22 protein-coding genes are annotated in these 25,113 nt (G+C 64.5%); 5 read left to right on the plus strand and 17 right to left on the minus strand.

All coding sequences use genetic code 11. The features are described 5' to 3' along the window. Positions 1–37 precede the first annotated feature (37 nt). The 8 genes from QM741_RS13160 to QM741_RS13195 form a co-directional block, all read right to left on the minus strand. On the minus strand, positions 38–1,435 hold the full coding sequence (locus QM741_RS13160) for an amino acid permease (RefSeq protein WP_415208133.1): 1,398 nt from the start codon (positions 1,433–1,435) through the stop codon (positions 38–40). 28 nt (positions 1,436–1,463) lie between these two features. After that, a complete protein-coding gene (locus QM741_RS13165; RefSeq protein ID WP_415208134.1) occupies positions 1,464–3,224 on the minus strand; it encodes a DUF885 domain-containing protein in 1,761 nt (586 codons plus the stop codon). A gap of 64 nt (positions 3,225–3,288) precedes the next feature. Further along, on the minus strand, positions 3,289–4,893 hold the full coding sequence (locus QM741_RS13170) for an aldehyde dehydrogenase family protein (RefSeq protein WP_415208135.1): 1,605 nt from the start codon (positions 4,891–4,893) through the stop codon (positions 3,289–3,291). Continuing rightward, complete coding sequence (locus QM741_RS13175) at positions 4,869–5,801, minus strand: dihydrodipicolinate synthase family protein (protein ID WP_415208136.1); 933 nt, start codon at positions 5,799–5,801, stop codon at positions 4,869–4,871. The genes QM741_RS13170 and QM741_RS13175 overlap by 25 nt, the downstream gene beginning before the upstream one ends. Before the next feature lie 28 nt (positions 5,802–5,829). Then, on the minus strand, positions 5,830–7,113 hold the full coding sequence (locus QM741_RS13180; RefSeq protein ID WP_415208137.1) for an NAD(P)/FAD-dependent oxidoreductase: 1,284 nt from the start codon (positions 7,111–7,113) through the stop codon (positions 5,830–5,832). After that, positions 7,106–7,366 (minus strand): (2Fe-2S)-binding protein, encoded by a 261-nt coding sequence (locus QM741_RS13185; protein ID WP_415208138.1) that lies wholly within the window; start codon positions 7,364–7,366, stop codon positions 7,106–7,108. Before QM741_RS13185 ends, QM741_RS13180 begins: the two co-directional genes overlap by 8 nt. After that, entirely contained in the window at positions 7,363–8,460 is a 1,098-nt protein-coding gene (locus QM741_RS13190; RefSeq protein WP_415208139.1) for an NAD(P)/FAD-dependent oxidoreductase, read from the minus strand. Before QM741_RS13190 ends, QM741_RS13185 begins: the two co-directional genes overlap by 4 nt. Next, positions 8,457–9,416, minus strand: coding sequence for a 4-hydroxyproline epimerase (locus QM741_RS13195; RefSeq protein WP_415208140.1), 960 nt, complete (start codon positions 9,414–9,416; stop codon positions 8,457–8,459). The genes QM741_RS13190 and QM741_RS13195 overlap by 4 nt, the downstream gene beginning before the upstream one ends. 79 nt (positions 9,417–9,495) lie before the next feature. Here QM741_RS13195 and QM741_RS13200 point away from each other — a divergent pair, with 79 nt between their 5' ends. After that, positions 9,496–10,206 (plus strand): helix-turn-helix domain-containing protein, encoded by a 711-nt coding sequence (locus QM741_RS13200; RefSeq protein WP_415208141.1) that lies wholly within the window; start codon positions 9,496–9,498, stop codon positions 10,204–10,206. A gap of 171 nt (positions 10,207–10,377) precedes the next feature. Further along, positions 10,378–11,103, plus strand: a complete 726-nt coding sequence (locus tag QM741_RS13205) for a hypothetical protein (protein WP_415208142.1) — start codon at positions 10,378–10,380, stop codon at positions 11,101–11,103. 12 nt (positions 11,104–11,115) lie between these two features. On the opposite strand, the gene QM741_RS13210 is transcribed toward QM741_RS13205, so the two are convergent. From QM741_RS13210 to QM741_RS13220, 3 genes are all read right to left on the minus strand, one after another. Continuing rightward, complete coding sequence (locus QM741_RS13210) at positions 11,116–12,009, minus strand: hydroxymethylglutaryl-CoA lyase (RefSeq protein ID WP_415208143.1); 894 nt, start codon at positions 12,007–12,009, stop codon at positions 11,116–11,118. A gap of 61 nt (positions 12,010–12,070) precedes the next feature. Beyond that, positions 12,071–12,475, minus strand: coding sequence for a VOC family protein (locus QM741_RS13215; RefSeq protein WP_415208144.1), 405 nt, complete (start codon positions 12,473–12,475; stop codon positions 12,071–12,073). Between the two features lie 2 nt (positions 12,476–12,477). Then, positions 12,478–13,269 (minus strand): enoyl-CoA hydratase-related protein, encoded by a 792-nt coding sequence (locus QM741_RS13220; protein ID WP_415208145.1) that lies wholly within the window; start codon positions 13,267–13,269, stop codon positions 12,478–12,480. A 122-nt stretch (positions 13,270–13,391) separates the two neighbouring features. Between QM741_RS13220 and QM741_RS13225 the strand changes: the two genes are divergently transcribed. The 3 genes from QM741_RS13225 (at position 13,392) to QM741_RS13235 (ending at position 16,673) form a co-directional block, all read left to right on the plus strand. Beyond that, positions 13,392–15,188: a glucan ABC transporter ATP-binding protein/ permease gene (locus QM741_RS13225; protein WP_415208146.1), complete on the plus strand. Its 1,797-nt coding sequence runs from the start codon at positions 13,392–13,394 to the stop codon at positions 15,186–15,188. A gap of 214 nt (positions 15,189–15,402) precedes the next feature. Next, on the plus strand, positions 15,403–15,768 hold the full coding sequence (locus tag QM741_RS13230; RefSeq protein ID WP_415208147.1) for a PadR family transcriptional regulator: 366 nt from the start codon (positions 15,403–15,405) through the stop codon (positions 15,766–15,768). Continuing rightward, a complete protein-coding gene (locus QM741_RS13235; RefSeq protein ID WP_415208148.1) occupies positions 15,765–16,673 on the plus strand; it encodes a sensor domain-containing protein in 909 nt (302 codons plus the stop codon). Before QM741_RS13230 ends, QM741_RS13235 begins: the two co-directional genes overlap by 4 nt. 693 nt (positions 16,674–17,366) lie before the next feature. Here the strand turns inward: QM741_RS13235 and QM741_RS13240 are convergent. From QM741_RS13240 to QM741_RS13265, 6 genes are all read right to left on the minus strand, one after another. Then, positions 17,367–17,999 carry a hypothetical protein gene (locus QM741_RS13240; RefSeq protein ID WP_415208149.1) on the minus strand — a complete coding sequence of 211 codons (633 nt, stop codon included), beginning with the start codon at positions 17,997–17,999 and terminating at the stop codon, positions 17,367–17,369. A gap of 162 nt (positions 18,000–18,161) precedes the next feature. Further along, the gene (locus QM741_RS13245; protein WP_415208150.1) at positions 18,162–18,461 is read right to left on the minus strand and encodes a hypothetical protein; all 300 of its coding nucleotides are present in this window, start codon (positions 18,459–18,461) and stop codon (positions 18,162–18,164) included. Then, complete coding sequence (locus QM741_RS13250) at positions 18,458–22,753, minus strand: tape measure protein (protein WP_415208151.1); 4,296 nt, start codon at positions 22,751–22,753, stop codon at positions 18,458–18,460. Before QM741_RS13250 ends, QM741_RS13245 begins: the two co-directional genes overlap by 4 nt. Further along, positions 22,743–23,339, minus strand: a complete 597-nt coding sequence (locus QM741_RS13255) for a hypothetical protein (protein ID WP_415208152.1) — start codon at positions 23,337–23,339, stop codon at positions 22,743–22,745. Before QM741_RS13255 ends, QM741_RS13250 begins: the two co-directional genes overlap by 11 nt. Before the next feature lie 170 nt (positions 23,340–23,509). Next, positions 23,510–24,601, minus strand: a complete 1,092-nt coding sequence (locus QM741_RS13260) for a phage major capsid protein (protein ID WP_415208153.1) — start codon at positions 24,599–24,601, stop codon at positions 23,510–23,512. 65 nt (positions 24,602–24,666) lie between these two features. Further along, complete coding sequence (locus QM741_RS13265; RefSeq protein WP_415208154.1) at positions 24,667–25,113, minus strand: hypothetical protein; 447 nt, start codon at positions 25,111–25,113, stop codon at positions 24,667–24,669.

The raw sequence follows: 25,113 nt of genomic DNA on the forward strand, positions 1-25,113 counted from the left end.
CGGATTCCTTTGCGTGGAGAAGCGAACGCGAAGCCTATCATCCCGCGAGGCGGCTATGCGCGCGCCCGTAGCCGAAGTACACGACGAGACCGATCAGCAGCCACGCGGCGAAACGCAGGTATGTCGTAAAAGGCAGACCCCAGATCAGCCAGCACGAAAAGCCGATGCCGATGAGCGGCACGAACGGCATCAGCGGCGTGCGGTACGGGCGCTGCAGACCGGGCTGGCGCCTGCGCAGCACGATGACCGCACTGCAGATGACGATGAAAGCGCCGAGCACGCCGATGTTGACGAGTTTGGCGAGCTCGTCGAGCGGGAACAATCCGGCCGCGACCGCGGTGACGCTGCCGATCAGCACGGTCGTGCGATGCGGCGTCTGCCAGCGCGGGTGCACGGCGGCGAACCAGCCCGGCAGCAGGCCATCGCGCGACAACGCGAACCAGATGCGCGCGCCGGCGAGCAGGTTGGCGAAGATCACGCTGGTGATGCCGCAGACCGAGGCGAGCGAGATCGCGACCATGACCTGCGGCAAGCCGATCGCGGTGAACGCGTGCGCGACCGGCGCGTCGTTGTTCAACGTCGTGTACGGCACGATGCCGGTGAGCACGAAGCAGATCGCGAAGTACAGCGTCATCGCGATCGCGAGCGAGAGAATCACCGCGCGCGGCAGGTCGCGCTGCGGGTTTTTCGCTTCTTCCGCGGCGGTCGTCAGTTGGTCGAACCCGAACACGGCGAAGAACACGATCGCCGCGCCCGTGACCACGCCGTGCATGCCGAACGGCATGAACGGATGCCAGCGCGAAGGGTCGACATAGGCAACGCCGGCGACCACGATCAGTGCGGCGGCGGCGATCTTGATCGCCACGATCAGCGTGTTGAAACGCGCGCCCCAATCCATGCGCACCGCGAGCAGCGCGGTGATGCCGAGTGCGACGAGCACGGCGGGCAGGTTGAACAGGCGTCCCGGCGCGCTGCCGTAAGCGCCTTGCGCCCACACGGGCAGCGGCATGCCGAACGCGTCGAGCAGCGCCTGCACGTAGCCCGACCAGCCGACCGCGACGACGGCCGCGATCAGCGCGTATTCGAGCAGCAGATCCCAGCCGATGATCCAGCCGGCGAACTCGCCCAGCACCGCATAGCCGTAGGTATAGGCGCTGCCCGACACCGGGATCAGCCCGGCGAATTCCGCATAGCACAGCGCCGCGGCGGCGCTGGCGGTGCCGGCGATCAGGAACGACAGCGCGACCGCGGGACCGGCCTGTGTCGCCGCGACAGTGCCGGTCAGCACGAAGATGCCGACGCCGATGATCGCGCCGAGACCGATCGCGGTGAGATGCCACAAACCAAGCACGCGACGCAGTCCGCTGCGCTGCCCTGCTTCGGATTGCAGTTGCGCGACGGATTTGCGCCGGGTCAGGTCGTCGATCAATGCCATCGGTTGCCCCTTCTGGTTGTTGTTCCGGTCACGGCGCCTTGGCGCCGTTCGCATATGGGGACTTTCCGCTATCGGCGATGAATTTGTCCACCTGCCGTTGCAGCACCGGCAACGGCACGGAGCCGAGCGAGAGCACGACGTCGTGGAACGCACGCAGGTCGAAATGTTCGCCAAGCGCCTTCTCCGCCTTGGCGCGCGCATCGACGATGGCCATCTCGCCGAGGTAGTACGACAGCGCCTGCGCGGGCCAGGCGATGTAGCGATCGACCTCGGTTTCGATCTCGTGCTCGCTCAGCGCGGTGTTGTCGCGCATGTAGGCCTGCGCCTGCTCGCGCGTCCAGCCGAGGTGGTGGATGCCGGTGTCGACGACGAGCCGGCAGGCGCGCCACATCTGGTAGCCGAGATAGCCGAAGCGATCGTAGGGCGTGTCGTACATCTGCATTTCCACGCCGAGCCGTTCGGCGTACAACGCCCAGCCTTCGCCATAGGCGGAGAGGTAGTTGTAGCGGCGGAAATCGGGTAGACCTTCGTGCTCGGCCGCGAGCGGCATCTGCAAGGCATGGCCGGGCGCGGATTCGTGCAGCGTCAGCGCGGTCAGCGAATACAAGGGGCGCGAGGGCAGGTCGTAGGTATTGACGAGATAGATGCCGGGGCCGCCGCGACCGCCCGTGTAGAACGGCGCGAGATCGGGCGGCACCGGTTCGATCGCGAAACGCTCGCGCGGCAGGCGGCCGATGTAGCGGCCGATCTTGCCGTCGACGCGCTTGGCGATCCACGCCGCGTCCTTGAGCAATTCGTCGGCGCTCTTCGCGTAGAACTTCGGATCGGTGCGCAGGTAATGCAGGAACTCCGCGAAACTGCCCTTGAAGCCGGACGCGCGCATCGTCTCGTCCATCTCGGCGTGCAGGCGTGCGACTTCCTTCACGCCGAGCGCGTGGATCTCGTCCGGGCTCATGTCCAGCGTGGTGAACTCGCGGATCCGCGCGCGGTAGAACGCCTTGCCGTCGGGCATCGCCTCGGCAGCCAGCGTGGTGCGCGCCCGTTTCATGTAGGTGCTGCGGTAGAAGTCGAGCAGCTTCGCGTAGGCGGGAATCACTTCGTCGCGGATCGCCGCGCGCGCCTGAGCGCGCAACCGCTCCTGCTCGTCGGCGGGAATGGCGGCCGGCATGTTGCGCAACGGTGTATAGAACAGATTGGCGTCGCCCTTGGCGTCGACCCCGTCGGCGATCGACCGGTCGCGTCCCGTCAACGTCACGCGCGGCACGCTGAAGCCGCGCTTGAGTCCCGCGCGCATGTTGGCGATCTGCTCGTCGAAATAACGCGGGATGTCGTGCAGCTTGCCGAGATAGAGACGGTAGCCGTCGACGTTGCTTATCGGCTTGCGCGCCATGTAGCCGAGATCGGTCCAGAACGCGGTATCGCTGTTGAACGGCATTTCCCAGGCGCGGAAACGCTGGTTGGCCAGCAACGTTTCGATCTGCCCGCGATACACCGCGTAGTCCACGGCGTCTTCGCCGTGCAATTCCGCGGGCGGCAACGCATCCAGCTTTTTCAGCACGTCCGACCAGTAGCGCCCGCGCTTCTCCTGCGTTGCCGCATCGACATGGGACAGATGTGCGCTCGGTGCGCCGTGGCTGTCCTCGTTGTCGTCGAACTGCGCTTGCCGCCACTGCCATTCCTCGGTGTAGATCTCATGGAATCGGGCGCTGGCATCCTCGACGGCGTTCGCGCAAGGCGCAGCGAATGCGATCGACAGAGTGCAACACAAAACGGCGATCGATGCTTTCATGGCGTTTCCCGTGTCGTTCAGGCAAAGGGGCGATCGATGGCGGCCGACGGGGCGTGAACATCGTTCATGCCGACGTTGCCTTCGTTACGTCGTCGGTCGTCCAGCGCCCGTCGATCAGGCGCTGCACGCCACCCGGATTCGCATCGCGCAGATCGGCCGGCAACAGGTGTGCCGGCACGTTGTCGTAACAATGCAGCGCGGCGAAGCGGCGGATCGCCGCCGGCATGCCGACGGCGGTGAAGCCCGAATGGCTCGTGCTCGGATACGGTCCGCCGTGGTTCATCGCCGCGCTGACCGCGACGCCGGTCGGCATCTTGTTGCCGATCAGCCGGCCGACACGGGGGCGCAACGCGCGTGCGACCCCAGCCGCCGCCGTGTCGTCGACACTGCCTTGTTTGCCCGCATACACCGAACCGGTGAGATTGCCCTCGAACGACTGCGCGATCGCGATCATTTCCGCGATGCCGTCCGCGCGCACGATCAGGCTGGCCGGGCCGAACACTTCGGTCTGCAATGCTTTCGGCGCGGCCACGAACCGCTTGCCGTCGACGCCGAGCAAGGTCGGCGCCTGGCGATAGCCCGGTTCGGTCGCGGCCTTGCCCTGCGCGAGAATCTTCGCGCCCGCGCCGGTCAAAGCGGCGAGGCCCTGCCGGAAATGATCGAGCACGCCTTGCGACAGCAGCACATTGGCCTGCGCATTCGCGAATGAGGCAGATGCCGCTGCGACGAACGCGTCGCCGTCCGTGCCGTGCGGCACGATGACGATGCCGGGATTCGTGCAGAACTGCCCGCTGGCCATCGTGTTCGAGGCGAAGAACTCCTGCGCGAGTTCCGAGGCGCGTTCGGCCAGCGCGCCGGGCAGCAGGAACACCGGATTCACGCTCGACATTTCCGCGTAGACCGGAATGCCGGACGGGTCGGCCGCGGCCTTGAGGGCGAGCCCGCCCGTGCGGCTGCCGGTGAAGCCGATCGCGCCGATGCGGGCATCGCCCGCGAGCCTGGCGCCGAGTTCGTTGTCGAGGTGATAGAGCATCTGCACGCTTGCCGCGGGCAACCCGGCGTCGAGCACCGCGCGATGCGCGAGTTCGGCGAGACGCTTGCTCGTCGCCGGTTGCAACGGGTGCGCCTTGGCGACGACCGGATTGCGCGCGGCGATCGCGCTGGCGAAATCGCCGCCAGCGACGGCGTTGTAAGCGAACGGGAAATTGTTCGGCCCGAACACGAGAACCGGTTTGCCGAGCGGGCCGAAATGCGAGCGTAGTCCGGCTTGCGTGTCGATCGTCGCCTGCGTCCACGAACTCGCGCGCACGGCTTGTGCGGCCTGGCGCAGTTGGTTCGTCGTGCGCGGCAGCTCGACCTTGGCAAGGCGCGGCTCGCGCGGGAGCGCCGTTTCCGCGTGGGCGAGTTCGACGAGTGCCTGTGCATCGGTTTCGATCGCGGCGGCGTAGGCGTCGAGGAACGCCGCGATGCGAGCGGGTTCCATGGCGGCGAGTTCGCTCGCGGCGGCGCTGGCCGCGGCCAGCGCGGCTTCGACATCGATCGCTCCGCTAATGGGAAACGCGGGACCGATTTCCTCGCCCGTGGCCGGATCGAACGCGCGGAATCCGCTTTGCGCGTCGCGCGATGCACGCCATTTTCCGGCAATCAAGACGGGTTCGTAAGTGGCCATGTCAGAATCTCCGGCAACGTGGCGATCGCGTGTTCGATCGCCTTGAGCGCCTCGGCCCGTTCGGCACCTTCGAGAGTCAGCCGCGGCGCGCGCACGCGTTCGCTGCCCATGCCGACCTTCTCCTGCACGAGCTTGATCAACTGCACGAACTTCGGCACGGTGTCGAGGCGAAGCAGCGGCAGGAACCACGCATACAGTTCCGCGGCCGCCTCGGCGCCGCCTTCGCGCGCGAGGTCGAACAGTTTCACCGACTCCTTCGGATAGGCGTTGACGAGGCCGGCGATCCAGCCGGTCGCGCCCATCGCGACGCCTTCGACGAGCGCGTCGTCCATGCCGACGAGCAATTCGAGACGGTCGCCCAGAATGCTTCTGAGCGCGGCGAAGCGGCGCACGTCGCCCGACGACTCCTTCACCGCCTGCACGTTCGGATACGCGTGCGCGAGTTCGGCGATCTGTGCCGGCGAGAAATCGGTTTTGTACGCGATCGGGTTGTTGTAGATCATGCAGGGCAGGTCGGTGGTCTCGATCACGGCGCGCAGGTGCGCGCTCATCTCGCGCCAGTCGGTCGAATAGACGTACGGCGGCAGCACCATGAGGCCGCGGCAGCCGATCGCCTTGGCTTCGCGCGCAAGGCGCACGGCCTCGGCGGTGGATAGCGCGGCGATGCCCGGAATGACCGGCGCGCGATCGCCGAGCGCCTGCACGAGCGTGCGCAGGATCGCGAGCTTCTCCTCGAAGCTCAGGGTCGCTGTTTCGCCGAGCGAACCGAGCGCGACGATGCCGGTGCAGCCCGCATCGATCATGCAGTTCGCATGCCCGGCGAGGAAGGCGTGATCGACTTGGCCGTCGCCGGTGAAGGGTGTGGTGATGGCGGGAATGACGCCGCGCCAGATCGAGGTTTTGCTCATGGAATTTCTCCTGTGCCGAATGGATGAGTCAGTGGGGATGGGAGGTTGCGAATTCGTCGTCGGCAAGCGTCGCGAGTCGTGCGGGAAAAACCGGCGGACGCAAGCCGCCGCGCGGGAAAAGCCCGAGTTCGGCAAGCGCCGCGCCGCAGATGCGGCCCTGGCATGCGCCCATGCCACAGCGCGTTTGCAGTTTGGCGGCGCGCGCATCGGCGAAATCGCGCAGTGCGGAAAACGTTACTTCTTCGCAGCGGCAAACAAGCGTGTCGGTTGTCACGAGTTCACGGATGCGTACGTCGAGCGCGAAATGCTTTTCGAGCAGCGCGGAAAAATGGCGCGCGTGGCGTCGCGCGGATTGCAGCGACTGCGCGGCCTGCGTCGCGCCGATCGCTGCGTATCCCGCAATCGCGCCTTCGATGCGCGCGACGTCGCGGCCGCCGATACCGCAGGTTTCGCCGGCAGCGTAAATGTTCGCGACGTCCGTGCGTTGATCCTCATCGACGGCGACGCGCGGATGCCGTTCGCCTTCGTCGAGCTTGCAGCCGAGAAGCTGCGCAAGCTCGACGTTCGCCACGAGGCCGTAGCCGACGGCAAGATGATCGCAGTCGACGGTTCGTATATTTTTCCCGATCTGCACTTCGACCGAATGCAGCATCGAGTCGCCATGCGCGGCGCGCACGAACGCGTCCGCGCGATACGGCACGCCTGCGAGCGATGCGCGCAAGGCAACGGCTTGGGCGGCCTTCGCCGGCCAGCGCCAGAGTCGGCTCGCGAATGCGCCCAGCCGTTGCGCCGAAGCCTGCTCGTAAATGCCGAGCACGGTCGCGCCGTGCTTGCGCAGCGTCGCCGCGGCGGCGAGCAACAGCGGCCCGGAGCCGGCGACGACGATGCGCTTGCCCGCGAACGGCCAACCTTGTTTCGCCAATGCCTGGGCGCCTCCCGCACCGGACACGCCGGGCAAGGTCCAGCCCGGAAACGGCAGCAGCAGTTCGCGCGCGCCGGTGGCGAGCACGAGGCTGCCGTAGCGCAGCGTTTGCGACCGTCCTGTTCGTTCGACGAGCAACTCGCCGTGCGCGGCGCTGACGACCTGCGTCTGCGCAAGCCATTCGATGTTTGCATCATTCCCGACGTTGCGGAACGCAGCAGCGGCCATGCGCGGCGCCGAATGACGCACGTCGTGCCGCCAGACCTGTCCACCTTTCGTCGCTTGCGCATCGATCAAGCCCACGCGCGCGCCGTGGCTCGCTGCGGCTTGTGCCGCGGCGAGGCCGGCCGGCCCTGCGCCGACGATCAACACGTCGTAGCGCTCAGCCATGCGCGCGTTCCGTCGAAGTTTCCACGCGCATGCCGTCGCGCACGATCGTCATGCAGGCGCGTTGATGATCGGCACCGTCGATGCGCACGCGGCATTCGAAGCACACGCCCATGCCGCAGAGCGGCGCGCGCATCGAGCCGTTGCGCCGCTTGCCGAATACCATCGTCACCTGCGCAATCGCGGCGGCGACGCTGAAACCGGTCGGAACCTCGACGGCGTGATCATTCACGTACACGCGGATGCCGGCACTCATGCGTGCCCCCGCGCAGGCAGGTATGGTGCAGGATCGATCGCGGGGCGCCGTCCGAGCAACTGATCGACGAGCAGCGCCGCGCTGCCGAAGGCCATCGTCACGCCCAGCCCCTCGTGGCCCGCGGCGACCCAAACATCGCGCAGTCCCGGCACGGCACCGAGGTAGGGGCGACCGTCCGGCGTCGTCGGACGCAAACCGGTCCAGATGCGCAGGCCTTGCAGGTCGCGCAGACGCGGCAGGAATTCGAATGCGCGCGACAGCATCCGGCGCACGGTCGGCATCGAGGTTTCGCGCGACGGGTCGAACTCGCGCGAGGAGCCGATCAGCACCTGCCCGGTCGGGCGCGGCTGCACGTTGAACGCGACCGAGATCGGCGCGTCGCCGTGCGTGCTGTCGGCGTAGCCGAGCTCGAGCAGTTGATGGCGCACGAAGCCGCGATGGCGCTCGGTGATGACGAGGTGGCCCTTGCGCGCGCGCATCGGCAACACCGGCAGCAGTTCGGGCACGGCGCAGCCGGTGGCGACAAGCACGGGGCCGCTGAGGCTCGAGCCGTCGTCGAGCATCGCACCGTCGGCAACCAGTCGTTGCACGCGGCGACCGGCAAAGAAGGTGGCGCCGCGCGACATGGCACGTTCGACCAGCCACGCGGCGACGCGCGGCGGATAGACCACGGCTTCCCCGGCGACGAGCATGCCGCCGGCGAGGCCGGGCGCAAGCTCGGATTCGAGTTCGTACAGCGTTTTGGCGTCGATCGCTTCGGCGGCGACGCCGGCCTGCGCGAGTCGCGCGATCTTCGCCGCGATGCCGGCGTATTCGCGTTCGTCGCGCGCGATCCACAAGGTGCCGCAGCGGCTGAGCTCGGCTTCGGGAAGGTCCGCGTACGCTTCCCACAATTGCTGCGAATAGCGCGACAGCGCCAGTTCCGCCGGGTCGTCGTCCATCGCGACGAGATGCCCCATGGCCGCCGCCGTCGCGCCGCCGCCGATCGGGCCGGGTTCGACGATCGCGACGCGCAGACCTTGCGCCGCGGCGAGGTCCGCGCAGGCCGCGCCGACGATGCCGGCGCCGACGACGATCAGATCGAACGTGTTCACGCCTGCGCGTCGCCCGTCGTCGCGCCGATGCCCCAGGCGAATGGATCGGCGGAATCGATGAACAGCGTGCTCTGCGCAGTCACGTGCGCGCTGCCGGTGATGCGCGGCAGCACGCCTTGCGCGGACTTCGTGTAAGTCGCCTCGAACACGCTGCCGAGAATGCTTTCCTGCCGCCACGTCGCGCCTGGTGCGAGCTTGCCGTCGGCGGCGAGGCAGGCGATCTTCGCGCTCGTGCCGGTGCCGCAGGGCGAGCGGTCGTAGGCGAGGCCGGGGCAGAGCACGAAGTTGCGCGCGTCGATGCCGGGCGTCGGCGATGGCCCGTTGATTTCGATGTGATCGATCTCGGCGCCGTCGGCGCCGGCGATGCGGTTCGCTTCAAGTGCGAGGCGCACGTTCTCGGTGTACGCGGTCAGCTCGCGCACATGGGCAAAGTCGAGAGGCAGCGGCGTGTCCTTCGTGATGAAGAACCAGTTGCCTCCCCAGGCGACGTCACCGGTGGTCGTGCCGAAGCCGGGGACGTCGACGCGCACGTTCGTCGAGAAGCGATGGCTCTCCACGTTGTCGATCGAAACGCGGCCGTCGGCGTGCAATTCCGCGCCGACCGTGCCGACCGGCGTTTCGAGCTTGTGCAGCCCCGGCGAAATGCGCCCCAGGTGGGCGAGGGTACGGACCACGCCAATGCTGCCGTGGCCGCACATGCCGAGAGTGCCGACGTTGTTGAAGAAGATCACGCCGGTGCAGGCGTCCTCGGCCACGGCGGGCAGCAGCAGCGCACCGACCATCGTGTCCGAGCCGCGCGGCTCGCAGGCGATCGCGCTGCGCCAGCGGTCGAACCCGCGGCGGAAGCGTTCGCGGCGTTCGGCGAGCGTGCCGTTGCCGAGGTCGGGGAAGCCGGCGACGACGACGCGCGTAGGTTCGCCCCCGGTGTGCGAATCGACGACGTCTATTCTGTTCATGCCGCATCGTCGCTCCGCTGCACTTCGGCGTATAGAAGGAGTTGATGTGTTTTGATGCGGAATTCGGCACAATTTTCATATGGCCATCGCCATCGCTGCCGACGAACTCGAAAGCCTGTTCGACGCGTTGCCCGACGTCGTGTTCTTCGTCAAGGACGCGGCCGGGCGCTACACGCACGCGAACCTGACGCTGGTGCGCCGGCTCGGCCTCAAGCGCCGCGAGCAGGTGATCGGGCATGGCGTGGCGGAGCTGTTCCCCGCGCACATGGGCGGCTCCTACGCCGCGCAGGATCGGCGCGTGCTCGGCGGCGAGACGATCGATGACCAGCTCGAAGTCCACATCTTCCCGAATCGCGCACCCGGCTGGTGCCTGACGCGCAAGCACCCGCTGCGCGTGCGCGGCAAGGTGCGCGGCGTCGTCGGCATCTCGCGCGATCTCGGCCGGCCCGATGCGCGCGATCCCACCTACGAGCGCCTGCGCCGCGTCATCGATCACTTGCAGCAGCACTACGCCGACAACGTGCGCATGGCGAAACTCGCCGAATTGGCCGGTGTGTCGCTCGCTCAACTCGAACGGCATTTTCGCAACGTCTTCCAGATCACGCCGCAGCAGGCGCTGATTCGCTTGCGCATCGAGGCGGCGATGCACGCGCTCGGCACCGAAGGCAGCATTGCCGATGTCGGTGTCGCGTGCGGCTTCGCCGACCAGAGTGCCTTTGCGCGCCAGTTCAAGGCGACCGTCGGCATGACGCCGAGTGCGTATCGCAGGATGACGAGTACGAAGGAGTGACACGTCCCGGCCGCACGGTGCGGATACCAGGATCAGAAAACCCTAACACCGGGATCGGCTAGAATTTCTCCCGCTCGGCGCGCAGCGCGCGTTCCAGGAGAAATCGACCTGCGTCACCGCAATTTCCATCTCGCGACCGTTTTGCTCGCATGCGCCCTGGGGGCGGGCTCGTTGCGCGCCGACGACGCTGTCAGCCCGTCCGATTCGTTCGCGAGCGATCCGTCGATCACGATCAAGTACCTGCCCGGCAAGTACTACGAACAGCGTGCGCAGGATGCGGTCAAGCGCAAGGATTTCCGCCAGGCGCTGGAGATGTTCCAGAAGGCCGGCTACTGGGGCAACAAGATCGCGCAGTACGACGTCGGCATGCTCTATCTCAACGGCGCGGAGGGCGTGCCCGCGGACAAGATTCGCGGCATTGCGTGGCTCGGCATCGCCGCGCAGACGCACACGGCTTACGTCGGCAAGGCCTTGGGCGATGCCTACGCGACGCTGACGCCGGAACAGAAGGCGGCGGCGGGCGAACTGTGGAAGCAGCTCAAGATCGATTACGACGACAAGGCGACGCTCGATCGCGCGAGCAAAAAGTTCAACGACCAATACATTCGCGACAAGGGCACGATCAACGGGCCGCCTGAATACACGACGATCGCGTACGGAGACTTCAGCGGCGGTGGCGGCGATCAGGCTGCGCAGTCGGCGATCACGCAGATCAACAACGTGGCGGACGGCAGAACCGGCGGCCAGCACGTGGTCAATGCGGCGAAGTTCCTGTCCGCGGTGAAGGACCAGTTCAGCGATTTCGTGCACGTGCAATTCGGCGCTGTCGAGGTTGGTGAGCCCGAGACCGTTTCCGAGCACGATCAGCGCCTGCAGCAGGCACCGAAGAAACCGTGATCCGGACCGGTGCTAGGCGGCCGCGTTGCCGACCTTGCTGCCGTTGTCGCGAGCGAGTTGCGCGCTGAGCCAGCGGCCGGTCTTGACGAGCTTGTCGAGATCGATGCCCGTGCTAATGCCCATGCCGTGCAGCATGTAGACCACGTCCTCGCTGGCCACGTTGCCGCTCGCACCTCGCGCGTAAGGGCAGCCGCCGAGGCCGGCGACGGCCGAGTCGATCACGCCGACGCCGAGTTCGAGGCAGGCGAGAATGTTCGCGAGCGCCTGCCCGCGCGTGTCGTGGAAATGGATCGCGAGCGCGGATATCGGCACTTCCGCGGCTACCGCGGCGAGCATCGCGCGCGCCTTGGCCGGCGTACCGATGCCGATCGTGTCGCCGAGCGAGATCTCGTAGCAGCCCATCGCGTGCAGCGCCTTGGCGACACGGACGACATCGGCCGGCGGCACTTCGCCCTGGTAGGGACAGCCGAGCACGGTCGAGACATAGCCGCGCACCGCGACCTTGTCCGCTTTCGCGCGCTCGATCACCGGCGCGAATCGTTCGAGCGACTCCGCGATCGAGGCGTTGATGTTCTTGCGGTTGAACGCCTCGCTCGCCGCGGTGAACACGGCGATTTCCTCGACCCCGACTTCGCGGGCGCGCTCATAGCCCTGCAGGTTGGGCACGAGCACCGGATAGCGCACGCCGGGTCTCTTGTGGATGCTGGCGTAGACCTCGGCCGCGTCGGCGAGCTGCGGTACCCATTTCGGACTGACGAAGCTCGTCGCCTCGATGGTTCGCAGGCCGGTCGCCGAAAGGCGATCGATCAGCTCGATCTTCGTTGCCGTCGGTACGACGGTTTTTTCGTTCTGCAGGCCGTCGCGCGGGCCGACTTCGACGATGCGGATTCGATCGGGAATGCTCATGTGTCGTGTCGCTCGGGTTCTGGTTCACTCGTTGCGGCGCGCATCCATGCAAACCGTCGGATCATTCCGGCAGATGACAGCATGCTTCGATGTTGTGGCCGTCGGGGTCGAGCACGAACGCGCCGTAGTAGTTGGCATGGTAGTGCGGGCGCAGGCCCGGCGCGCCGTTGTCGAGGCCGCCGGCCGCGATCGCGGCGGCGTGGAACGCGTCGACCGTGGCGCGGTTCGCCGCGGCGAACGCCACGTGCAGTTTGCCGCGCAGCGCGCCGTCGCCGTTGCCGATCCAGAAATACGGCCGGCCGTCGTGGCCGTAGCCGGCATGCGCGTGGCCGCCGGTCATCTCGGCCGTGACTTCCATGACCAAGCCGATGCCGAGCGGGGCGAGCGCGCGCTCGTAGAACGCCTTGCTGCGCGCGATGTCGGACACGGTGAAGCCGATATGGTCGAACTTGTCGTTTGCGGCCATCGTCAGGACTCCTTGATCCAGGGCGGCGATTGCTTGTCGAGGAACGCGCCGAGCCCGGCCTGGCCTTCGGCGCCGACGCGCAGGCGTGCGATCAGGGCGGCGTTTTCGCGGTCGAGGCGTTCGGCGCGCTCGCGGTCGATGCCGGCGGTGCGCAGGGCGAGGCGCTTCGCTTCGTCCTGCGCGTGCGGTGCGCCTTTGGCGAGCAGCGCGAGCGCGCCGTCGACGGCGGCGTCCAGGTGTTCCGGCGCGACCACCTCGTGTACCAGGTCGATGCGCGCGGCGGCGGCGGCGTCGAACAGCTCGCCGGTCAGGAACAGGCGACGCGCCTGGCGCAGCCCGATCGCCGCGATCACGTAGGGCGAGATCACCGCCGGCACGAGGCCGAGCTTGACTTCGGTCAGGCCGAATCGGGCGTTGTCCGCGGCGATCGCGATGTCGCAGCAGGCGACGAGGCCGACGCCGCCGCCGTAGGCCGCGCCGTTGACGCGCGCGACGGTCGGCTTGGAAAGGAAATTCAGCGTGCGCATCAGGCGCGCCAGGCGTTCGGAATCGGCGCGGTTCTCGCCCTCCGTGGCCTTCGCCATGCCGCGCATCCAGTGGAGGTCGGCGCCGGCGGAAAACGAGGCGCCGTTGCCGGTCAGCACGACGGCGCGCACGCCCGCATCGCGGTCGGCGTCGTCGAGCGCGGCGGTCAGCTCGGCGATCAATGCGTCGTCGAAGGCGTTGTGCACCTGGGGGCGGTCGAGCGCGATGCGCAGGACGCCGTCTTGCCGGGATATCGCCAGAGTTGCCATGGACAGCCTGCGCCGGTTCGGGGCGCCAATGATAGCGGCACGGCGAGCAAGGTGGGCCGCCCGGTTGCCCACCTTTCTCATCGCGATTGCTAGAATTCGCCGCTGCTAAACGGGAACCTGGCATGTCGATACTGAGAATCTACCTGCGCGTGCTCGCGCTGCTGAAGCCGGAAAAATGGCTCGCGATCACGTTGGCGGTGGCGAACCTCGCCTTGGCGGGCGTATTTTTTCTGGAGCCGTGGCTGTTCGGCCGCGTCGTCGACGCGCTGGCGACGCAGCATCCGGCATCGACGACTCCCGCGACGCATCACAGCGCATGGTATTTCATCGGCTGGTGGGCCGGCGTCGGCTTTGCCGGCGTCGTCGCCAGCGTGCTCGTGTCGCTGCATGCAGACCGCCTCGCGCATCGCCGCCGCCTCGCGGTGATCACGCAGTTCTTCGAGCACTCGATCGCGCTGCCGCTCGCGTTCCACGGCCAGCACCATACGGGACGCCTGCTGCGCATCATGCATTCCGGATCGAGCAACCTGTTCCAGATCTGGCTGAATTTCTTCCGCGATCATCTGACCACGCTGCTGTCGATCTTCGTGATGATTCCGCTCGCGATCAAAATGAACTGGAAACTCGCGCTGCTCATGATCGGCCTGATGACGAGCTTCGCCGTGTTCAACGCGATCGCGGTGCGGCGCACGCACAAGGCGCAGGGCGAGGTCGAGGAACTGCACCACGAGATTTCCGAGCGCGTCGGCGACGTGTTCGGCAACGTCATGGTCGTGCAGAGCTTCTCGCGCATCTCGGCCGAGGTCGCCGAGATCAAGGCGATGGTGAAGAAGGTGCTGACCGCGCAGTATCCGGTGCTGCGCGGCTGGGCGTGGCTGTCGGTGGCGAACCGCGCGATGAGCACGATCACGATCGTGGCGATGTTCGCGCTCGGCGCGCAGCTCAACGGCAAGGGCGAGGTCACGGTCGGCGCGATCGTCACCTTCGTCGGCTTCTCGATGCAGCTGATCGGCCGGCTCGAGCAGTTCGCCGGATTCATCTCGAGCCTGTTCTTCCAGACCCATTCGCTGCGCGACTTCTTCGCCGTGCTCGATACGCAGGAGGTGCTGCACGAGAAACCCGGCGCGCCCGACCTGCCCGAGCCGGTGTGCGGCGAGGTCGAATTCCACGACGTTTCGTTCGGCTATGACGCCTCGCATCCTGCACTCAAACATCTGAGCTTCAAGGTTCCGGCGGGCGGCACCGCCGCGATCGTCGGCCCGACCGGCGCGGGCAAGACCACCGCGCTGTCGCTGCTCTACCGCGCCTACGACCCGAGCGCGGGCCGCATCACGATCGACGGCGTCGACATCCGCGACGTCAGCCTGCATTCGCTGCGCGAGCATATCGCCGTCGTGTTCCAGGATCCCGGCCTGTTCTACCGCTCGATCGCCGACAACCTTCGCATCGGCAAACCCGACGCGACCGACGAGGAGCTCGAGGCCGCCGCGGTCGCCGCTGAGGCGCATCATTTCGTCGTGGTCAAGCCCGAAGGCTATGCGACGCTCGTGGCCGAGCGCGGGCGTTCATTGTCCGGCGGCGAGCGCCAGCGCCTGTCGATCGCACGAGCGATGCTCAAGGACTCGCCGATCCTGATCCTCGACGAGGCGACCAGCGCGCTCGACAACGCCACCGAGGCGCGCATTCAGCGCGCGCTCGGCGCACTGACCAAGGACCGCACCACGTTCGTGATCGCGCACCGCCTATCGACCGTGCGCAACGCCGACGTCATTCTCGTGCTCAAGGACGGCCAACTGGTCGAAAAAGGCAAGTACGACGAACTCGTGCGCCTCGGCGGCCTGTTCGCCGAACTCGACCGCGGCGGCAAGTTCGTGCCCGATGCGGTGGCCGAAGAAGCCGACATCGAGTTGACGGGCTGACGTTCCTCACGTCGCCCGAGGCGGAGGCGGAAAGCCTTGCGGGCCGGAACCGCCCGGCGTCACGACCGTGAAAGCGGGCATCTATCGAAAGCGGATCGCGAATGTCGACCCGCTTGCCTGCGTGCCGGGCACATCCATGACTTCCGGCCGATTCACTATTATCAAGTCAACAATATAATTCGATCATGCCTAGCTCCTGAAACGAAACGCCGCCATGACCGAAGCCGAAATCGAAGCGCACCTGTGGAAATTCCAAAAGGAACTCTCCGCCGGCATCGTTTCGCTGGTGCTGCTCGGCGTGCTCGCCAACGCGAAGAAGCCGATGTACGGCTACCAGATCGCGCGCCAGCTCGACGCAACCGGCGAGGGCGTGCTCAGCGGCAAGCAGAGCGCGCTGTATCCGGTGCTGCGCAACCTCGACGCGGCCGGCCTGCTCGTCAGCGAAGTGGAGCCTTCGGTGGCCGGACCGCCAAGGCGTTATTACCGGATCACGCCGCTCGGGCGCCGCGTGCTCGCGGACTGGACCTACGCGTGGACGACCACGCGCGATTTTGTCGATACCGTGCTGGAGGGGCCATGAACACGCCGAAAACGATCCGCGAATACCTCGACCAGTTGCGCACGGCGTTGGCTGGCGCCGATCCCGCGCTGGTGCAGGATGCGCTCTACGACGCCGAGGATCATCTGCGTTCGGAGATGGCCGAGAATCCCGGCAAGTCCGAAGCCGAGGTGCTGGCGAAGATCGCCAACAGTTACGGCGCGCCAGGCGAGGTCGCCGCGATCTACGTCGAGCAGGAACGCGTCGTCGAGCAGGCGCTGCGGCCGCCGCAGCCACCGGAGCAGCGTAGCGTCTGGGGTCGCTTCTTCGGCATCGCTGCCGACGCGCGCGCCTACGCGGCGCTGTTCTACATGCTGCTGTCGCTGGCGACGGGCATTTTCTACTTCACCTGGGTGGTGACGGGGTTGTCGCTGTCGATCGGGCTGTCGGTGCTCATCATCGGCCTCGTCGTGCCGATCGCGTTCTTCGGCTCGGTGCGCGTGCTCGCGCTCGTCGAGGGGCGCATCGTCGAAGTCATGCTCGGCGAACGCATGCCCCGGCGGCCCGTCTATGCCGACCGCGAGCGGCCATGGCGCCAGCGCATCGCGGCGATGTTCACCGATCCGCGCACGTGGTCGACGCTGCTCTACCTGCTGCTCATGCTGCCGCTCGGCGTCGTCTATTTCACGATCGCGGTGGCCGGCATCGCGACGTCGCTCGCGCTGATTTTCGCGCCGGTGGCGCAGGCGCTCGTGTTTTTCGGCGTGCTCGACGGCCACGTCGGCGTCTACGTCGGCGACAACGTCATCGTGCCGCCGCTGATCGCGACGCCGGTCGCGTTCGTCCTCGGCGTGCTGCTGCTGTTTGCGATGCTGCATGTCGCACGCGGCGTCGGGCGACTGCAAGGCGCGCTGGCCAAGCATCTGCTCGTGCCGTCGTCGAGTTGAGCGCCTGCTCGAGTTGGCGGGATGCCCTTGGACGTTATCGGATAGCCGCGCATAAAAAAAACCGCATCAAAGCGCGGTTTCTTGAGGTTTTCCGGATTCCGTTGGACGTCTCCGGACTTCATGTTGGTGCCAGGAGAGGACTCGAATAATCGCCGGGAAATCCATATGTAATGCGGGCTGCGCAACTTCCAATTTTCCCGGTTACTCACAATATTACTCATAAATTGACGCAGTACCAGCCGCGCTGCCTGAGATCTCGCCGCGGCAATATGTGGCCACGCCAGCGCCGCGCATCGCCGCCTGGTCGACGCCGAGCATCCTGCGCGCATGTGAGGCGGGCGAGAGAGTAGAAAGGCGCGCGGCAAACGCTATCGGGCGCACCCTCGTCCCGACTTTTTTTGAAGTCGGGACGAGGGTGGGACAGAATTCCTCAATAAAATCAAAGATGTCCCGACTTCCCGACTGTCCCGACCGAAAAAGCATATGTGTATATGTACGTGACGTGTACGGATTGGGCTGTCTCGGTGGGGAGAGACGCACGTATATATGTTTTCAGTAGAGACACTCGAGACGTCGGGACAACCGCATGGGACGTGGTTTTCAGCGTCCCGACTTTGTCCCGACTTTTTTTGAGAGTCGGGACAAAGTTTGTCCGATGACGTACGATGAAGAACAGGCACCCAGCCGCAATGTTCATTCCTCGATGCCGCGATCGTCGTTTTTGTCGGCAGGTTGCCATAGGGGAAGCGTGCAAGGCGGGGTGTCCGGGTCTAGGAGATCGCGCTCGCGGCGGTAGTCGGCCAGGGTGAAATCGTAGAAATGAACGGCGATCATCTCGTCGGTGAAGCGCTCCCATTCGCCCGATGCCATCGCCGAACACGCCACGTCCCAACGCGCGTGCATCGTGCAGAAAAGCCAGTCGAGTTTGACCTGCGTCTCATCTTTGGCATGAAAGAGCGCACCGTTTACGCGGCGATCGGCGAACTCGCGCTCCGCCTGCAGCTCGTCTTCGAGTTCGCGCACGCGCGTGCGTAAATCTTCGAGACCGATGCCCGCTTGCTTGAAAACCCGCGCGCGCAGCCGAGCGGGATCCGTGTTCCGCATCACTTCGCGCGCCGCGGTTTTGGGATCGAGTCGACCATCCGGACCGAGGTGGATCGTGCCGCGTTTGATCCACTGCGACACGGATTGCTTGCTGACGCCGACCATGCGAGCGAACTCGGCGGGAAGCACGCGCATCGCGACCAGATCGGCGGGGTCGAATGGCAAAAATGACGTGTGCGGTTTCCCGCACTTGGAATCGGGTTTGTTTGCAGCGAACGTCATGCCGTACACCTCTTCGTAAAGCCAGTTTGAAAACCACTAACTACCGAACAAATGCGATTCTTTCACCCACATGGCAAAAGGCTCCGGAAGTACCTTTTTGCCCGACGCACGCGCCTCGCTACTCCCGTCCGCCAGTTCAACGCGCGCGCCTGTAATCGACGCTCAGGCGGTTTCAGGGGCATTGTCGGAACCGCCGGTGGCTTTGGTCTTGCCTTCCGGATCGATCAAGCGCAGATGCCTCGGGGCCTTCGAGGCTTTGGCGTTCTGCATCCACTCTTTGACGTAGTCGGCTTGGAAGAAGGCGACCGTGCTGGAATCCGGCATGACGTTGGCCACGATATCGGCCGCCTGTTTCATGCGTGCCTGACTATCTCCCGCCTCGCGGCCGAGATTGCGTTCGAGGTCGGCGCTGATTTTCAATATCAAGCACAAGGCGAGGAATTCGGAGTCGATATCACTCATGCGAAGCCCGCCCGTCGTTTGGCCTGCGTAAGTGCATCCATGACGGTATTCGAGATCGCCGATCGCAAGCGCGCATCGTTTGCGATCATCTTGACCAACTCGTCCGCCGAGAACGCGCCAGGTATCAACGGTTCCAATGCACTGGCCAGTTGCGAGCCGTTGAGCATGATTTCGACGCGTGCGACGGCACCTGTACCGGGCGCGGGCGCCGATGCTGAGGAGACGCTCGAATTTGTCGATGATGCGTGCGCCGTGCCTGTAGCGGACGAACTGGATTTCTCCGCCTTGGCGCGGGCGGCGGCTTCATCCTGAATTTCCTTCATCTTCTCGTCGTGAACGGCCTTGGCGTTGGCGAGCGTCTGCTGATATTCGGCGTCGCTCAGCTTGCCGGCTTGATCGTGCAAGGCCTGTATCTGCTTGAGCTGCGCCTGATAGCGGCGATCTTCAATGGCGGTATCGTTGCCGGCGGCCTGATCGAGTTCGTCTTGCAGCGACTCGTTGATCGAGCGCAGACCATCGAGGGCCTGTTGCTCGGCCGCGGCCATCGACTGCAGGCGCTGCCTCGCGCCGTCGATGGCGGCGTGAAGATTGGCGAGGTCTTGCTGATTCAGATATTCCAGCCCGGAGTAAAGGGTATGGTTCAGATCGTCGATCTGCTCCTGTGCGGACTTCCCGCCCGAAGCCATTTTTCCGAAGCTGTCGGTGGAAGCCACCCCGAGCTTGTTCAGTGAATCTATTTGAGCATCGACGGCGGCTTTGGCTCCGTCGACCTTCGCCTTCACGGTTTCGGCCGCGTGATTGACGCCGTTGAGCCAGTCGACCATCGATGCGGCGTTGACTGTGGCCAATCTTTCGAGGTTGCCGAATTCCGCCAGCGCCGCATTGATTCCGGAGAACTGTTCGCGTGCGCTGAGTGCGCTGCCAACGAGACCGGCGAGGGCATTGCCGTTGTCCTCCATGTCCTTTTGGAATCGTGCATTCGACGCCTCGACCTGCGCCGCATTCTCTTCCGTGGCCGACGATGCCGCCTCGATCGCCGCAGTGGCCGCTTTGAGCTTGTCTTCGAGCGACGCGGCATCGTCGCGCAGCGTCTTCATCGCCTCGTCGTATTTCTCGGCCTGCTGCTCGGCCTGACGCATCGCCTCCGCCCCGGCACTCGCGCCCGCGGCGATATGCTTGCCGGCATCGTCGCCTGCGCTGCCAGCCTGCTGCATGCGCGCCGTCAAGTCCTGTATCTGCGCATCCACATCCTTGTATTGCGCGCGCAGGTCGGCGATCACTTTCGGATCGGCCCCGGAATTGATGGCGGCGACCAGCTTCGTGGAAATGTCATTCGCGGTCGCAACGAGTTCGCCGCGCATCACATCCAGGGCGGCGGTCATGCGCTGGGCCGCCGTCTGTCCCGCCGTGCCCATGCCATCCATCGATGCAGTGGCCTCGGCTGCCGCGACCTTGATCGCGGCCGTCTTGCGCCCCGCCGCTTCCATTGCGGTACCGAACTGGTCGGCGCTGATCTTGCCCGCCTCGAATGCGGCGGTGAGCTGCGCCTTGAGCGCATCGATCTCGCCGGCGCTGGAAGCCTTCGTGAGTGCTTGCGCGAACGAAAGCTGTATCTGCTGCGCGCTGGCCGTGGCGTTCGTGGAAATATCCTTGAACGCCGCGATGATCTTTGCACCCTGCGCCGTGATCGCCTCGCCGGACTGCTGTGCGCTCAGGCCGAGGGCGAGCATGTCTTTCTGCGCGATGGCCTGCAGGATCGCCTGATAATCCTGTGCGCTGATCTTGCCGTGGTCAAAGGCGTCCGTCAGGTTCTTCCGGAAGTCCGCGAACTGCATGTCGTTGAGCTTTTGCAGCTCCGCGACGAGCGTCGATTGCAGCGCTTGCGCAGTGGCGGTGCCGAGCGATTTCAACTGATCGAGCACGCCGACGAACGTGGCAAGGCCGGTCGGCGTTTCGATCTTGAGCTGCGCGAACGCGTCGGATATCGCCTGCGGCACGCCTTCGGTACCGCGCAGCGCAAGAATCTGGTCGACGACCGCCTTGATATTGGTGGCCGTTTTGCTCGCGGATTCTTTCAGCGAATCGTCGAGTTCGCCGAATTGCTTTTGCGTGGCATGCAGCGCAACGATCAGATCGTGGAGCTTTGCCGAATACTGGTCGACCAGCGTCTTGTCGTTGTCTCCCTGCGCCGCGATCTTGAGCGCGGTGTAGTACTTGATCGCCGATTGAAGCTGCGCCTCGTACTGTGCGGCCTGTTGCTTCGACAGCTCCGCAACCTCTTGCCCGGACTTGACCTGCACACTGGCCGCATCCTGATTCGCCTGCGCAACAGCCTTCGCTTTCTGGACAAGCGCCTGCTGCGTCGCGGCGTTCTCTTTCTGGATTCGGTCAAGTTCTTGCGTGGCCTTGTTCAACTCGCCGACGGCCGCCGCGGCGTCGTAGGTCTCCTTCCCAACGAACCCCAGCGCAGCGAGCAGCGCAACCCACGGACCGCCGACGAGTGCGGCGATTGCGGAGCCGACCCCGTTGAGCGCCGCGCGCAGGTTGCCGAAGGAAGAAACCGCGGTCAGGATCGAAGTGACCGATGCCCCCAGCGACGCATTGCCGGCCTCTGTCGCGACGGTCTGCGCAACCTTTGCTTCGGTAGCGGCCACTTCGGCCGCGGCCATCTCACGCTGCGCCAGTGCGTTGGCTTGCGTCGCCAGCGTATTGGCCACCGTGGCGGCGGTGGCGGGCACCCACTTCGCGACCATGCCGGCCAGGTCGACGGCGAACATCGCCAGCTTGAGACCGCCGTAGGCCTCGACCGCCGTCTTGATCGCGCCCGCATGTTCGACCAGAAAGCCGACGATGCTGGAAGCCGCTTTGCCGATGCCGATGATCGCATCTGAGATCGCCTGTGCTTTTTCTTTCGCCTCGCCGTCCGCCAGCGCGGTTTTCAACGCCGTCGCGACTTCCGTCAATTCCTGCTTGGCGTAATCGTACAGGCCGGACTTCGCGATGAGTTCGAGAAACTCTTCCCACGATTTTTTGACCGAATTGACCTGAGCCTGAATCGTGGTCATGCCAGCGGAGGCGGGGTTGTCGCCCACCTTCTTGAGCTGCGTCAGCAGCAGATCGATCGCATCCGCGCCAAGATCGCCCGTTTTCGCCATCTCGCGAATCTGATCGGTCGTTTTCCCCATCGCATCGCCGAGCAACTTGGCCGCGGGGATACCGGCCAACTGCATTTGCATGAGCAGGCGCGACGACAGTTCGCCCTTCGCCGCCTCGCGCGTGAAGCTTTCGATGATGCCGCTCAACTGGTCCGTCGTGCCGCCATAGGCCCTATTGGCGTTGACCAAGGTTTCGAGCGTGTCGTTGAGCGGATCGAGGCCTTGCCGCTTCATGCTGATCGCGGCCTCCATCACCTGCGCCAGCGTCAGCGGGGTATTGTGCGCGACCTCTTCGAGCTTTTCGAACGCTTCCTTGCCGGCGTCGACGCTGCCGTACAAATTCGTCAGTTGGACTTGCCATTTCTGCATCCGGTCGCCGGTGGCGATGACCTCTTCGACGCCGTCCTTGAGCTTGTCGAAAGTGGTAAGCGCGCCGATCGTCAGCAACAAGCTTTTGAACGTTTCGAGGATCTGGCCGAGGTTCTGATATTTCTCGGCAAGCTCGCCCAGCGTGAGCGCCTCCGCCGCCTGCTTTTCGGCCGCGGCGGCAGAGGAAGCCGCCGCGGTATCGATCTTCGCCGCGGTCGCTTCAGCCTGCGCCCCGGCTTCGGCTTGCGCCTTGCCGAGCGCATTCACACTTTCGGCGGCAAAGGTGAGCACGGCCGCCGCGTTCTTGGTCTGCGCGGCCAGTTCGGTTTGCGCCGCGGCGAGGTCGGCCGTATCGACGCCTTCCGCCTCGAGCGCGGCCCGCGCGATGGAAATGCGCACGGCAAGGCGGTCTTGCTGCCCAGCGAGGTCGGCGACGGCCTTGTTGGCGGCGTCGAACTTCGCGGCGACGTCGGCGCTGCTCTGGTCGGTGGCGGCGAACGTTTCGTTGAGACTGGCGAGGCCCGCGCGCGCGTCGGCGAGTTTGCCGGTGAGCGCGGCAAAGCGATCCTGCATTTGCTGCAGGGCTTCGACATCGTGCACTTTTTCGAGCAGGCTGCCGAGATCGTCGGCGGCGGCCTTGAGCTGCTCGCCGGCTTCGCTGCCTTGTTCGCCGGTTTTCGCAAGCGCAGCGGTGACGGCATCGAGGGCGTCTTTGCCTTCGACTTCGTAGACGAAGCGCAGCTTCTCGTCGCGGGAGTTATTGGCCATGGCCGGCCTCCACGAGCCGGTCGATTTCCTGCGCGAACAGTTCGCGGCCGTAGTCGGCGGCGCGGTCGAAGCGGTCGCCGTCGACCATCATCATGCCGACGGAGGGACCGCCGAGCATGGAGACGGGATACCCGTGCTTGTCTTTCGCCACCTCGGCGATGCTGTACACCTTCTCGGGCAAGTCTTCGACCGCTTGGCGGACGAACGCCTGCATGCCGCTCGCGGCAGCCGAGCCGGTGGGCACACGCAGGAAGCCATGCGGAATCTGCACGGGCTTGCCTTTTTCGATCTGCACGGCGAGGCCCCGTGAATTCTGCCGGCAGGGGAAATTCGTCAGCCGCTGCATGCGGCCCAAGCCGGTGAGCGTGAGACTGGATTCGTCGGAGGTGACGCGCAGGCGCTTGCCGATCTTGTTGACGGGCAGCGCGTATTGCGTGGCGATGTCGCGCTTCATCCACGTCGGGAGTTTGCGCTTGAGCGTGCCAATGGCACGCGGTATCACCTTGTCGCCGTCTTTGCGCATGGCAGCGATGCGATCGTGCGCGCGGCCGATCGCGTCGAGGTTTTCGATTTTGAATTTAGACATGGTTGACCTCATAAAGGAAAAACATGAAAAAGGAACCGCATCAACGCTACCAACATCTTTGCGGTTCCTGATGTGCGATCAATGCGCTCGAACATTTCACCTGTGAGGAGAAACGCGCACCTCACACTGCCGGTGTTTCTGATTGCCCGCACCGCCGGCTGGCGGGTTCCTCACGTAATGAAGTCAGAGCAAGCAACGAATGCCTCGTTGCGGATGAAACCGAAACCGCAATCAAGAAAAGCCGTGATTCGGGTAAACGCACCGTAATTGATGGTCGGATTGATTTTCAGTTCAAAACCCGGTCCCCACAAACCGATGACAATCTGCGAGAAGTCGCCGAGGACGGCGCCGCTAAGATTTGTGCCCGTGCCCTTGGAGAACGTACCTGGGACATGCTCGGTTACTTCGGTTTCATATCCGAGCAATTGATTTTTCCCATTCCAAAGCGGTGAAAGGCCCGCACCAGTTGCCGTCTTGCGCACACTGCGTCGCATCGCCGAATTGATGAACCATGTCAGCGCCGTCCCGGAATAAGCGGCTCCAAGCTGATCCTCAATGTCCGTGAGGTTCGCTAGAGAGGGTGCAGCGCCATTTGCGCCAGCCGCGTATGTGGAAATATCTGCGTTATGAAAAACTCCGTCCGGACCCGCGATAATCAATCGATCAAGCTCGGAAAAAATCCTTTTCTGAAGGTCGCCGGATAGGGTATGGATGAGATTGTCGCGAAACGCAGATGTATTGCTCAACTGACGCGAAACATCGAAGCTGGCGGCAATCGTGAAAGGCAGGATTTGGCATTTATCGAAACTGGGGTCACCAGAATTCGGGGACTGCCATTCGGTAATAACATCTACCTGCGCACCGTTCGCGACACGTGGAAAATAGAGCGTCCCATTTTTCAAATTGGATATGACTCTTGCGCCATTTTTAATGACGGCTGAGTTTGCAGTGAGGGACTGAATCAATTCTGAAGCAATAGGGCTAGCGATAAGTGGTGAAGCGGAATCCGAATCGAGACTGCGCATCACGCCGCCAAATGGCATATAGAAGCTGCCGCGCTGGGGCTGGCCGTAAACCTCTTTCGATCTTTCATCAAATTCCTTGGCAATGCCAAGAGAGAAAGGATTGATTGCCGCTCTAGGATTGATATTTTCTTCAATCATTGCCCCGAAGCATTCCGCCGTTGAGAAATTTTCGATGGTGCCGCGTTGGTTGATTGCTGCCGAGTAGAGAAAATTTTTAACAGAATTCGATGTATTCATGAGGATTACCTATTTTGAAGTTTCGCGAATATCAAAGCACACCGTCGCCTTACGATTTTGTTCTTTTAAGTAAGGCGTGTGCCGCCGCACTCGTTTCCGAGGATTTTATAGAAACCTGAAAGGGAATCGGGTATCGATGCAGAAGTGGCGAAGGCCAGATATAGCAAGCGGTCAATCGGCGTGGTCGTCGAAGGTAGGGCTTCAATTCTGCGCCAATGCGGCCAACGCGAGTTGCGAAAACGACGGACTTCTTTTTGCAGATTGCGCGCCAGTTCCCAAGGTCCGCCGCTCAAATATTTCGCAGCCTGGATAAGGTAGACATCGCGCATCTTCGCGCGGACGTTTTTGGATTTTGAGGAAATCCCAAGGCATGCCGTCAGCTGCAGTTGGCCATTCGCTTGTAACCATCGACTGAAGCCTTCGATCAGCCATGCCTGCGCATCGTCGTCGATTCGCAGAGTTTCTCTTATGCGCGATAAATGCTTGATAGAAGTTTTATTCATCACGGTCAT

Source organism: Rudaea sp., assembly GCF_047601565.1.
Lineage (GTDB): Bacteria > Pseudomonadota > Gammaproteobacteria > Xanthomonadales > Rhodanobacteraceae > Rudaea.